The sequence below is a fragment of the Sphingobacterium sp. xlx-130 genome (assembly GCF_011007405.1).
GTDB classification, from domain to species: Bacteria; Bacteroidota; Bacteroidia; order Sphingobacteriales; family Sphingobacteriaceae; genus Sphingobacterium; species Sphingobacterium luzhongxinii.
In genome coordinates this window covers 182,826-194,958 of sequence record NZ_WFKN01000006.1, presented here as the reverse complement: position 1 = coordinate 194,958, position 12,133 = coordinate 182,826, and the positions used below count along the sequence as shown (strand labels likewise).

Here is a 12,133-nt window from a genome sequence, read left to right as displayed (position 1 = left end):
AATGAAAACACTAACATATATATCATTTTTAATTACAATGTCTTTTTGGGCATGTAACAAGGAGAAGTTTCTGGACGAAAAACCTGATGCTTCACTGGCTGTGCCCAGTTCAATAACGCATCTGCAAGCTATATTGGACCATGATGCTTCCATGAATGGTGCACTTGGCTATTCGCCTTTGTTTCCAGGAATCTTAGAATTGGGAACGGACAATGTATGGTATCTCGACAAAGACTATAACAATACCATTAGAGAGGATATTAAGAATGTTTACACCTGGCACGCTGACCCCTATCCGGGAATGCAACTGCCTGATTATAATAGACCATATGCAGTAACATTTCGGTGCAATTTCATTCTAGAGACGTTGGAAAAAATAGAACGAACGGTGCAAAACAGGATCGAATATGATCAGGTGAAAGGCAGTGCGCTCTTTTACCGCGCTTTTGTTTATAATGCTCTTGCAATGACTTTTGCACCCATATTTGATCCCAAAAGCACGAATGAAGCAAATGGACTGCCACTGCGGCTTTCATCGGATGTTAATGAAAAGGTAAGAATGGGATCTGTACAGGAGGTTTATTCATTAATGGAGAGTGACCTAACGAAGGCGATATCCCTTTTGCCGGAAGAACCTCTTTATAAAACCCGCCCATCCAAGCGCTCGGCCTATGCACTGCTATCAAGAGTTTGTTTGTCTAAATCGGATTATAAGAATGCGAAGCTTTATGCCGATAGTGCCCTTTTTATCAATAAAGAGTTATTGGACTATAGCAATTATTCGACAACAACCAATTATCCATTTCCAAGATTTAATGCGGAAGTGATATTCAATGCTACAATGCAGCAGCCTGGTAGCAGTAGAGTGAGAATTGATTCAAATTTATACAACTCCTATCATATTGATGATATGCGTCGATATCTATTTTTCAAAAAATCGAATAGAGAAAACACCTATCGGTTTTATGGAAATTACGATGCGCAGACTTATTTTTTTGCTGGATTAGCTAATGATGAGTTGTATTTGAATAGGGCTGAAGCTGCAGTAAGGTTGGATGATTCCGATGCCGCACTGAAGGATTTAAATGATCTTCTCCAAACGAGATGGAAGAAAATAAACGGAAAATCAAGCTATATACCATACCATATAACTGAAAAAAATGAGCTGCTGGCACGGATATTAGAAGAGCGGCGAAAGCAGCTCGTATGGAGAGGGCTTCGCTGGCAGGACTTGAAGCGGTTGAATTTAAATCCGCAGTTTGCAAAAGTATTAAAGCGTACCGTAAACGGAAAGGAGATAGAATTACTGCCGAATAGTGATGTATATGTTTACCCGATTCCGTCCACAGTGACGGATATCAACCCTCAACTTAAGAACAAATAAAATGAAGATATTAGGAATAATATTAGCATGCCTGTTCTGCTTCTTTATGGTATATCCACAAAGCGATTCGCTGAAAGAACCGCCAGTCGACTGGCGTAATGTCACTTATCAAGCCATTGATCCAAACGGCTCCACGCATAGCGTCAAGATTACAGATTTTAAAGGCAAACTTACTATTCTGGATTATTGGAATAAAGGCTGTTCTAGCTGTCTAACTGCTATGCCTAAATTACATAAAATGAGCCAACAATTTAAAAATCAAATCAATGTAATGGCAATAACGAACGATGATCTGGAAAGTGTCAAACGGGTGTTTGAGCGTCTTAAAGGAGGAAAGTATGCATTCAAGCTTCCTACCATATATGCAGATACGTTATTCCGCTCTGTATTCAGATTCAATAGCATGCCTTACGTGATCTGGCTGGATGAAGACAATAATTTTTTAGCTTCTACAGGCAGTGACGCCATAAATCAAGATATTATAAGTGAAGTGTTAGTGGGAAAGAGGGACAACTTAAATAAACTGGCCATTTTGGACAGGGAACAGTTTCAAAAAATACAAGAGAATTCATTTAAAACAAACGATCTCCTTAAAGCAGAGAATTTTCTTTCTGTTAATATAGAGGGCTTTAACCGATCAAAAAGGGTTGCTGAAAGCATACCATTGAAAGTAGATGGTAGACAAACTTATTACAGCGTAAATAAAACGCTATATGAATTAATAAAAAATAATTTATTGGATTACAACAATCTAAATGATCGCATTTTTATAGAGGATGAAAGAAATAAAAGATTAATAATAGCTGAACATATAAAAAGTAAGTATTTAGATTATAGGCAACTATCGAACTTGGGGCAAGGAAAAGAAAGAATTGTAGCTGATGAGAATAATCTTTTTTCTATACGTCTTGTGTCTGACGTAGAAATTGATTTAATAAAAAGAAAAAAGTTGGTGTTAAATACGCTTGAGACTTATTTTGATATCAGTGTGAGAAGGGAGAATCACGACATGGAGGTTTTGGAAATAATAGATGTTCCTAAGCCAAATACTGAAATGGAAAAGATAAAAGATACTTTAAATGAGTCGCGTGTTACAACTGTCGGCCAGCTTGCTAAAGTCTGTAATTTGTTTTTTCCAGATGAACCAATAATGGTTATTAATGATTTTTTACCTGAGGATGCACCCACAAATTTAATTTTTAACAGCTCATTATCTTTTAAAGAATGGTGCAATACACTAGAGGAGGCGGGCTTTATAATTGATTTGAAGAAAAGGGAAATAGAGGTTATTATGATTGAATGATGGATAAAGAGAGGGGCAGATAGTTCTGCCCCCCACTTGACGACCTTTAATAGTATTTGCTATTGTAAGTCTTTGTGAAGAATAAGTGGATTACCATCTTCATCCAGCACTTCAGAACCTGGTGTTGGTGCATAAACACCAGGTGATACCATGGTATAGGAACTGAACGCCTGAGCACAATTGACATCTCTACCTTCACACGGAATGGCCGGGTTAGGAGTTTGACTTGGTGTGCTGGTCTGGTTCAGAATCGCTGTACCACTCGCATCGTACTCAAACCAATAGTAACTGGTCTGCAAATATTTCTCAACAGCTTTAAAGCTGGAAAAACTTATAACCGCTGCTCCTGCTAAAAGGAGCATGCTATTTTTCTTGATATATGAAATCGCTTTCATATCGAGGCCTTTTTTATAATCTTAAAAAAAGTTTACCCCCACAAAAAACTCTAATTTATTTATTTTTGACAGATACATTGCTTTTACGAGGGGTATCTGTCTTTTTAATACCTCGGGTGTTCTTTTGCAAGTTTTACGCGGAGCCCCACGTATCATAATTTATCCCCATACCGGCCTACCCGGGAAAAGGGCAAAGCGTCGCTTAAAAACATTGAAACGAATAATCAGGAGTAGGAACACGGCTACGGCTATTTGCCGGATATAGAGCAGGAACAATTTGACCGGCCTCTTGTATGCATTAGGTGCTCCGGCTGCGCCGCTTGATTTTGTCAGAAGGGCTCCCGCTAGCGATAATGCCAATAGCATAAGATTGATCAATAAATGCCATGCCCAGGGCACTCCTGCGAATATCGAAGCGCAACCACAGGGCTTTTCCGCATATAGGCCTATCACTCCTAATCCGATGTATACCGTGAATAGGATCAGTAATACGCTAGATAGCTGGTATGCCCTACGTATTAAGATTTTCTCTATTTTCAAAGGTCGCCCCAGGAATAGCAAGAAGATCAGTAACTCAACAGCCGGCAATCCCCATGCTAGTAGGTCAGCCCACCAGTCTGGAAAGGGTTGCTTTACCAGAGCTTCGTGAAATAGCGCCCAGTCCCATAGCTTATCCATAGCGACATACAGCCAGAATAACAGCAGGAAAAGGCGGATGCCGTTCAGAATAGTATGTCTATTTATCTTATTCATCTTTTTTATCGAGTTATCGAGTTATCGAGTTATAACCCTATTAACCTTCAAACCCAAAGGTATACCAAATAGGAGGTGAGTCAGGGGTTAAAATCTGAAGGGGCGAATGCCGTTTCTGGCTAATAGAGAGGGGTGGACGAGGGCTGGGGTGGGTAAAAGGTGATTATTTCAGCTTTTGGGCTTCCCGACAGAAATACAGTTTACAGAGCAGAATCGCACTTTTAAAGGCGCTTACAGGGACCGCTGACGGGGTGTGAAAGGGTGTACACCCCCTTATTTTCAAAAAAATGCGGTATTTATGCGTATTCCATGGATATTTCAAGTGCTTTTACCAAACAGCTTATACGGATCAAGGAACGCACGGTAATAAAGCCAATAATCAAAAGTTTCTCGCTTAGGATGTCCCACACAAGCAAGCATAAAATCGAGCTGTTTCTCCACGTAGCGCTCGATGTAAGGAATTATTTCCTCAAAGTCGAACTTGTCGATATGATCGAGGGTCAAATGCTGGGCATGCTCCTTAAAGGCGTTGCGCCGCATGATCAGCGACTTAATATCCGTCGAAAGGAGGGGTTCGCTGTATTCGTACACATGGATATGGCTCGTGTCGGGATCGCCGCAAAAGGCCAGAAAATTGCAGGTTATTTTATTGAAGAAAAGGTCTTCACCATTAAGGATGGCAAAGATTAAGCTATTTTTGTCCAGAAGAGAATTCTGCACCACGCGGACGGCTGTCCTTCCCAATCTGGTTTCCGGGCGCTGTATATATACCTCGATACGGGCCTTGCTCATTAAGCTACTTAAAAGATTGCGGTACGATTCTATCTGGGCAGTTATCGCAAGGAATTTTTCGTGAAATAATTCGGGAGGTATTTTACGTTTACAGGATTTGCTGTTGTCCTTCTCTTTGGCTTCCTGGAAAAGTTCTTTACATGATCTATACTTGGCCAAGAGGGATTCGGTGTGTGCTGATAAATTTTTCATGATATTGAATTTATGAATTCCATGATTTGGCCGGGATTGTATTTTTTCATGAGGTAATTAAGTTCTTTGGATAAGTATGCTGTGATCATGGGCTTCACCTTGTCGAAGTCGAAATGCGCGATAGCGAACGTGTGTAGGTGACGGGAATATTTGGGGAATTCATTCCGCTGAATACGGTTGTTCTTAGGGTTTTCTCTATCGATCTCGTCCGCATATTCGTAAACGTGAACCTGGCCTTTTGCATAGTCTCCCCAGATGGCCAAAAAACCACAATGTCGCCATCGCGCTAGCTGTGCCGCCTTTTTGGAAGCTATGGCGAATAAGATCAGGTCTTGGGGTCTATTCGTTTTACTCAGGATAATGGAAGTGTGCTCCCAGGTTTCTATACGGATGTCGATGTCCGCTTTGACCAGCGTAGGGCTTAAAGCGTTACGGTATGCCACCAAAGGTGCCTTTACCAGGTTAAGCGCGTTCAGAAAAACACCATGCTTTTTATTTGCTGCGCGCGCGAGGGCCAGGATTTCTTTATTGGTCTGCTTGACGACCGCCATGCGGGTGATATACAGCTGTACACTAGCGGCTATTTTTGATAAGTGTTTTTCCATCGTAAAATAATTTGGTAACAATAGGATCTTCGTACAAATCGGTATACGATACTAAAGGTACAATTTTAATTTATTGACTACAAGGCTTTTCTGTTTTGGAAGACCACAGCATACGGTACCTAGCCCCTGAAATCCCGGTCTATGGCCTCGACTACTGATTTCAGCAAACGTCTTACTTTGATGGCCGATCCGGCCAGGTTGCTCTTCTCAAATTTCTCCAGTGTCTTGTAGGAAATTTTACGGTTCGTCTTGCTATAGATAAATGTTGAAAAGGCTTTGGCGGCTTCTCGCTTACTGGGATAATCGAAGATCTTGGCTTTGTAGAAGTAATAGAAAAGGAGATTCAATTCATCCCCGTTGAGTTTTGTCAATAGCGCAGTGTCTTCTTCGAGCGCCATGTCTTTGTGGCTATCTCCGAGTTTTTCGAGGATGCTGCGGACATACAGCAGCATCTGCTCGAGCAAGCATTCCTGGTGCATATTGAAACAAAGATCGCTGCTGTGATAGCTGAGATGCAGCTCATGCTCGATATGGAATAAATACCGTTCCTTCGCGTGAAATGTATCTAGCTGCTTGAGGGCTTTTGTCAACTGTTCGCTCCAACGGTTGAAGAAGCCCGGATAGTTAAAGTTATAACGGATCATCAGGTATACATAGCGGTCTGTCCAGACTTTGTCCCTTTCGTCATGGGCTATTGCCTGCAGCCCATCCAGTAGTTTCGGAATGTAGCGCAGATGGGCATAACAGCAATGTGGCTGCTTGTTGGGATTTAAAAGACTCTTTAGCGCATATTTTAACTCCAGGATATAACTCTCGGGGATCGCTTTCTTCACGAGTTTGCTGCTGATGGCCGGAAGCCGCCCTTTTATCTCTTCGGACAATTGCTGCTGTAGAAACAAGGGGGGCGTACTGCCGGGCTGTATATAGAAGCCGAAAGACCGTTCAAAACTGAAATATAACTTTTCAACGGTTTGGAAAGCGGGTAACAGACTGGGGGCGCACCAAAGCTGATCCAGCAAGTTGCTGATGGCGATATAGCATTGATTGATGACCGGACTGGCCATCTCGGGGGTATTGATCTGTCGGAATTGCACAGTCATATCGGAAAGGACCTGGGTGCATAGCCCGTCGATGGAGCGCTCTGGCCTCGGATGGTCGCTGCCTCTTGCCATCAAATGCTGCTCGACGGCTGCTTGTAAAGGTGTAAGTGTAGCTATCATAAATAAAGGAAGATTTTATTGGTTTCCAGATTTTGTCCGTAATGGTGCTGTCTAAAAAGTAATAAATAGCGGTCATTGTGAACGGTTATTTTTTTATCAGACACATGGCGCGTCTAATGCCAGTAAACGTCACCTCGACCTGCTGGAGCGGTGACGTTTTCTGTATAGGATTAATGTATGGTTTCTCGATCCCTACGCTTCGGTCGGGAGGACGACACGGTCTATTACCCTGTCCTTCGGCCCGCTACCGGTACCGTATCCATATAGCGACTTGATCGAGCGGTCCCGTGGCTTCTTCGCCAACGGTGAGGCTCTGCGTCGCCTGACGCGAAAAGATAATGTCCTTGGGGCTATCCGCTCCGTCTTGGGGTGGGCTCTCTTTGTAAAAACTCACCAACTGGCCCTGATCCCAGCTGTCGGCCACGGCCGTGGCCATGCGCTGTAAGAATATGGGATCTATCGATTGCAGTTGATCGTACTCCTGCGTATCGAGTATAAAATTCTCGTCGATCCATTCCACCGGCTTAGCCCGGAGATAGTCGGTCTCTAGCCTGCGGCCGCTCGCCGACAGGCTCAATAATCGGGTTTCCACCTTTGAAAACCCAAGGGTGTCAAATTGTTCTTGCATAGCTGTGTTGTTTGGTTACTCAAATTTAGAGCGCGCGGAGGCATATCCCAAGGAATCGGCTGTTGAAAATCCCATTTGTACATCATTTGTACAAACTGAATGATAAAAGCCGCTCAGAAGCCTTGTATAGAAGGCCTTACCGAAAGGACTTGGTCACAAATGATGGCAGTGGCATACGCTGCGATTTAATTGATTGGTAAAAAAAAGTTAAATAAATTTCTTAAATTGCTTTTACGTTGCGCGTAGGGCGTACGGTACCCATGTAAACGACAGCTATTATTGACCATTATGCAAGTAAAACTTATCAAGTATTCGCTGCTCTTGGTATGGAGCATGCTTACTGCCTATCTGATCAATATATCAGACAAGATACTCGATCCGATGGAGCGCGTAGCCGACTATAATTTTGGTATTGTATATTTCGTGACCGTCCTGTTGGTAATAGGCTATATCTATGGTATCAGCGTGTTTTATTATTGGCTGCTGGGTAGTGACACCATCAAACAGAAGATCGGAAATCGCAGCGCTACACTGCTCTACCTGCTAAGCGCTACCCTGTCGGTGGTCTTTGTACACCGCTTGTTTCTACATGCAGGAGTCGCCCTGGCCAGCCCTGCACCGGTAAATTTTTGGGACGAATTGGTCGCCCCGGTATATTGGAGGACAGATTTTATCTTTCTGCTCATCCCGGTACTGGCTACTGTGCTGTTCTTTTATTACTTTCCGCAGTATAGTTTGTTTAAAGTCAAAGAGATTCGGGTAGAAGTGCTTGTAGAGCGCGCTGTCTACATTGCGGTCGAAAAACCCGTTGAGGCTCCCGGGACAGTCTCCGCAGGATGGCGGGCCTACTGCCTGCCGCATATGTTGCTGGCAGATCTGAGGCTGAAAATGGATTCGACAATACGATTGGGAAGTTGGTGTATCCGGCTGTTTGACATAGTATTTATCGTGAAGGAAAACAACAGCTATTTTGCGGTACTGACCAACGGCGAAAAATACCAGATAAATTTTGCCAAAAAGATGCTGTCGGAATGGGCGCTAGGTGCTTGGTTTATACAGATCGAAAGGGGGCGCTATATCAATATGCTGTACGTACGCTACCCGATATCGAACTTCCTCAGACTGGAGCTGGACGAGCGGGTGGCCGAAGTGCTTTTCCACTCGGACAACCGCTACAACACCGCGATGCTCACCGTAAGCCGCCGCCTCTCCGAAGAGGTAAAGGCTTTCTTGGCACAGATCCCCGAACTGGAAGAAAATGGCTGGGAAGACGCTGTAGCAGAGGTGAGGGTGTAGAGGATTGTAAAAAAATTAGAAAGGGTTCAGCTAAATCTGAACCCTTTTGTCTTTAAATAGGACATTCTGCCCGTCACCAGCCCTTAGGGATCGGTGTGACGAACTTATTGATCTATTTGATCTCTATGGCATTCTCGGACTGGATGTAATCGTCGCCGATCTGTACCGTGACTCTAAACTTGCCTTTGGTTATATAGGCAGGAATCATGAATTTAAACCCTTCGGTGCTTCTGTTGATGACATTGATGGAAGTTCCGCCAAACATGACGTTGTTTACAGGACCTAGTCCTTTTCCTTTTACCGTAATGACATCGCCGACATAAGCTTCCAGTGGGGAGACATCGCTTATGAGACTCTTCTCTATAGTAAGCGACAAATTATTTTCTGCGAATTGACTGTGGTAACCATTTGTTCCGAGGTAGCCCACTTTGACCGTACGCTTTCCAGCAACTACAGACGGTGCTGCAAAGGTAATGGCACCATTTTGCGCTTTCTGGATGCTTGATGTTGTATTATCCACTTGAAGGGTATACGTCTCGCCATCAATAAAACTACCTCGGATAGTGATGTCTTCGCCTATATAAACACTGGGTTTATCCACACTGTTGAGTACCAACTTGCGCACTTCTACCTTATTTTTGCTTTCCAAAGCGCTGTAAAAGGAACTCTTAAGCGTGAGCGGATACTGTCCATTTGGCAAATCCGGCACATTGATATCAAAATAATCATTGTAAAAGTTCGTAAGGGGCATCGTTACTCCGGCTAGCTGGGGCACCAATTGACTGTACGTGAAATATTGTGAAAATTTAATCCCTTGGACTCTCAACGTGGATCTCGGATGGATCACCTGTTTAGAAAAAGTTATGTCTTCGCCATTTGGAACAAATAGTTTTAATGGATTGGGCAACATAACTTCTTTCGTACCACTGGAATAGCCTACTTTGAATTCGGTGCCGATTAATCCCTCTATAGCAGACAACACCAATGGATTACGATAAGGTACTTTTTGAGTACCGATGATCAACATGAGGTCTGTGCTGGAATCATACTGGTTTGGCAAATTCTGTCCGGTCAAGGTGATGGTGCTGTTGGCAAATACCTGATCTTGGCTGATCGGGTCTATAGTGGCCAATAACTTTATCTTGGCAATAGGGTATCTTTCATTGTAATAATTGCCGCCATAATCGGGCATGGTTATATTCCTGGCCAGATAAAAATCCACATTGGATCCGTGTGCAAATGTCGTTCTGGGAACATTAAATGTGAGTGATTTTTTGTCCGCACTGATTTCGTATTCAACGGATTGGCCACCGTACGAATAATTCAATCTGAACTGATCATTCACCTCTTTAAAATCACCAATTACGGTAATACGTTCGTCGGCCTGCGCAGTAATAGTCACTACGGTGGCGTTGATATTGGCATTGATTTTAAAGGGTACATTAAAGCTTCGGTAGTATCCCTTATTGGTCTGCGCATAGAAATATACCATATAATTTTCTCCACTTACAAATCCACCTGAAGGTTTGTAATGGTGCTGGATATTCTCCACCTTTAGATTTTTGCCCAGCGATATTTTCTCTTCTTTCTTGCCGCTGCCAGAGGCTGTATATACAACAAAGCCATAGTCCTCGACAGGCTCGCTATTGAGGCTGAGTACCTGGCAGGTGATCTTGAACCCTTCTTTGCTGACCTCTTCAAGTGTAGGTACCTCAAATGTGATGGGCTTTGTCTCCACGGGCTCTAAGTGGTTCTCGACTTTCTTGCAGGCACCTAAAATAAATAGAGCCGTAAAACACAGGTATGAAAATAAGCGTAACATGGTATTATATTTTATCATCATGGGTTAATAAACTTCAAGATATTCTGTGGAGGTGATCAATTCACCACTTATCCATAAGCCAATACGAACTTTACCCTTTGGTATATAGGAAGGCAATGGGAACTTAATCTCATCGTCCGTAGCCATAATAGCTTGTACAGCGACACCGCCGACATAAATTCCGTTAACGTATTTGATCCGCTTGCCTTTCAGCGTAATGATGGTGCCGGGCATAGCTTTTGACGGATAAAATGATTCAAAAGTGGGCGGAATGACATCCAGGCTGATTATCTTATCTATATACCGATAGTCAGAAGAGGAGAATTTATACCCGATCTTCAACGAATTAAGTCCAGCACTTAGGTTACTTACCTCGAATGTCACTTTATTTCCATCGGCCTCGACTTGTCTACTGTAGTTGTCGCTACTGGTGCTTATAACATATTGCTGACCGGATATAAAATTGCCGGTGATCTCTACCTTGTCGCCCATAAGTACCTTCGATACTGTTGGCACGGTAAAGTCGAAGTCTACCACTTCAAGCTTATTCTTTAGTTGGAAATCACCGCTGGGATGACTTAAATTTATAGTATAGGTGCCTACAGGAATTTTGCCTGTGTCATAAGTGAAATTTAAATTATTGGAACCATTAAAGCGCACTAAATGTTGATCGATTGTCACTTCGGGTATGACAGGTGAAAAGTAGGTAAATAGTTCAGAAAAATCTAAACTCAACAATTGTCCGGGATGCAATATTGCTGTTTTAAGATTCAACAGATCGTCCTGAGGACGGTTAATGCTGTATTCTTGTGGAAATATAACCGAGTCACGACCATTGATATATCCCATTTTAAAATTTCCGGTGATAGGTAGTACACTTTGAATAGAGACAGTGCTCTTGTAGGGGATAATTTTGCCGTTGATAATCAAACGCAAACTACCGTCATTGAAAAAGTCTCGATCGATACCTGAAAAAGTAATGTTATCATAGAAATAATAATGGGTTTTTGTGGGAGCTTCTACCTTACCGATAAGTTTTATTTTTGTTAAATTCTGGGTATAAAAGGCGGTAGTTTCATAGCGGCTCAAACTAATGTCGACAACCCTGTTGTGGTGTCCTTTAGTATGGGGGACTACAAAGGAAAGCTGTGTCTTTTCTGAATTTAGCGTAATAGGCAGCCGGCTCACGCCAAGATCGGCAATACCGACTGTATACCGGCTGTCCAACATATTGAAATCGCCCATTAATTGAATAGTGTCACCGGTAGTGGCTATTTGCATTGGCGAAGAGGTAACCTTAAGACCACTGTACGTAACATAGGCAGTAGGACTTTTGTAGTATCCCTTTTCGGTACGAAGATAGAACTGGTATTGAAAGCGCTCGCCCAGCAAAAAGCCGCTTTGCGGCACATAACGATATTCAAATGCGCCTATCTTGGGGTTGTCTCCCATACTGATGACCTGCTCTTGGCTGTATGGATTTTCGACGTCTTTAATAAGAATACCGTAATCGGTTACTTTCTCATCATTCAACCGATCAATACTACCTGTGAGTACGGCTTTTTCCTTGTCAATGCTTAACAGCCCTTCGTTATTGATCTGGATCGGTGTGATATCCAACGCAATGGTATTAATCTCCTTATTGCAGCTTATAATGCCGCTGCTGAATACCAACAAAGCCAGTAAATTAGAAATAAAAAAGGGCTTTCGGTCTATTATATGCAGATTTATCATAAACATCGG

11 protein-coding genes are annotated in these 12,133 nt (G+C 42.7%); 3 read left to right on the top strand and 8 right to left on the bottom strand.

The features are described from left to right. Position 1: 1 nt before the first annotated feature. Together G7B18_RS12295 and G7B18_RS12290 are read left to right on the top strand one after the other, a co-directional pair. A complete protein-coding gene (locus tag G7B18_RS12295; RefSeq protein ID WP_164122748.1) occupies positions 2 to 1,384 on the top strand; it encodes a RagB/SusD family nutrient uptake outer membrane protein in 1,383 nt (460 codons plus the stop codon). 1 nt (position 1,385) lies between these two features. Beyond that, positions 1,386 to 2,687: a TlpA family protein disulfide reductase gene (locus G7B18_RS12290; protein WP_164122747.1), complete on the top strand. Its 1,302-nt coding sequence runs from the start codon at positions 1,386 to 1,388 to the stop codon at positions 2,685 to 2,687. Between the two features lie 59 nt (positions 2,688 to 2,746). On the opposite strand, the gene G7B18_RS12285 is transcribed toward G7B18_RS12290, so the two are convergent. From G7B18_RS12285 to G7B18_RS12260, 6 genes are all read right to left on the bottom strand, one after another. After that, complete coding sequence (locus G7B18_RS12285) at positions 2,747 to 3,082, bottom strand: hypothetical protein (protein WP_164122745.1); 336 nt, start codon at positions 3,080 to 3,082, stop codon at positions 2,747 to 2,749. Positions 3,083 to 3,241: 159 nt separating this feature from the next. Next, positions 3,242 to 3,835, bottom strand: a complete 594-nt coding sequence (locus tag G7B18_RS12280) for a MauE/DoxX family redox-associated membrane protein (protein ID WP_164122743.1) — start codon at positions 3,833 to 3,835, stop codon at positions 3,242 to 3,244. A gap of 318 nt (positions 3,836 to 4,153) precedes the next feature. After that, complete coding sequence (locus G7B18_RS12275; RefSeq protein ID WP_164122741.1) at positions 4,154 to 4,819, bottom strand: hypothetical protein; 666 nt, start codon at positions 4,817 to 4,819, stop codon at positions 4,154 to 4,156. After that, the gene (locus tag G7B18_RS12270) at positions 4,816 to 5,424 is read right to left on the bottom strand and encodes a hypothetical protein (protein ID WP_164122739.1); all 609 of its coding nucleotides are present in this window, start codon (positions 5,422 to 5,424) and stop codon (positions 4,816 to 4,818) included. The genes G7B18_RS12275 and G7B18_RS12270 overlap by 4 nt, the downstream gene beginning before the upstream one ends. A 119-nt stretch (positions 5,425 to 5,543) precedes the next feature. Next, complete coding sequence (locus tag G7B18_RS12265; protein WP_164122738.1) at positions 5,544 to 6,644, bottom strand: hypothetical protein; 1,101 nt, start codon at positions 6,642 to 6,644, stop codon at positions 5,544 to 5,546. Between the two features lie 244 nt (positions 6,645 to 6,888). Then, positions 6,889 to 7,272 carry a hypothetical protein gene (locus tag G7B18_RS12260; RefSeq protein WP_164112592.1) on the bottom strand — a complete coding sequence of 128 codons (384 nt, stop codon included), beginning with the start codon at positions 7,270 to 7,272 and terminating at the stop codon, positions 6,889 to 6,891. Between the two features lie 288 nt (positions 7,273 to 7,560). On the opposite strand from G7B18_RS12260, the gene G7B18_RS12255 reads away from it, so the two are divergent. Further along, on the top strand, positions 7,561 to 8,568 hold the full coding sequence (locus G7B18_RS12255) for a hypothetical protein (protein ID WP_164122737.1): 1,008 nt from the start codon (positions 7,561 to 7,563) through the stop codon (positions 8,566 to 8,568). Positions 8,569 to 8,680: 112 nt separating this feature from the next. Here G7B18_RS12255 and G7B18_RS12250 read toward each other — a convergent pair whose 3' ends face one another. Both G7B18_RS12250 and G7B18_RS12245 read right to left on the bottom strand, forming a co-directional pair. After that, the gene (locus tag G7B18_RS12250) at positions 8,681 to 10,390 is read right to left on the bottom strand and encodes an IPT/TIG domain-containing protein (RefSeq protein WP_205601706.1); all 1,710 of its coding nucleotides are present in this window, start codon (positions 10,388 to 10,390) and stop codon (positions 8,681 to 8,683) included. Positions 10,391 to 10,414: 24 nt separating this feature from the next. Further along, on the bottom strand, positions 10,415 to 12,124 hold the full coding sequence (locus G7B18_RS12245; protein WP_164122734.1) for an IPT/TIG domain-containing protein: 1,710 nt from the start codon (positions 12,122 to 12,124) through the stop codon (positions 10,415 to 10,417). Positions 12,125 to 12,133: the final 9 nt, after the last annotated feature.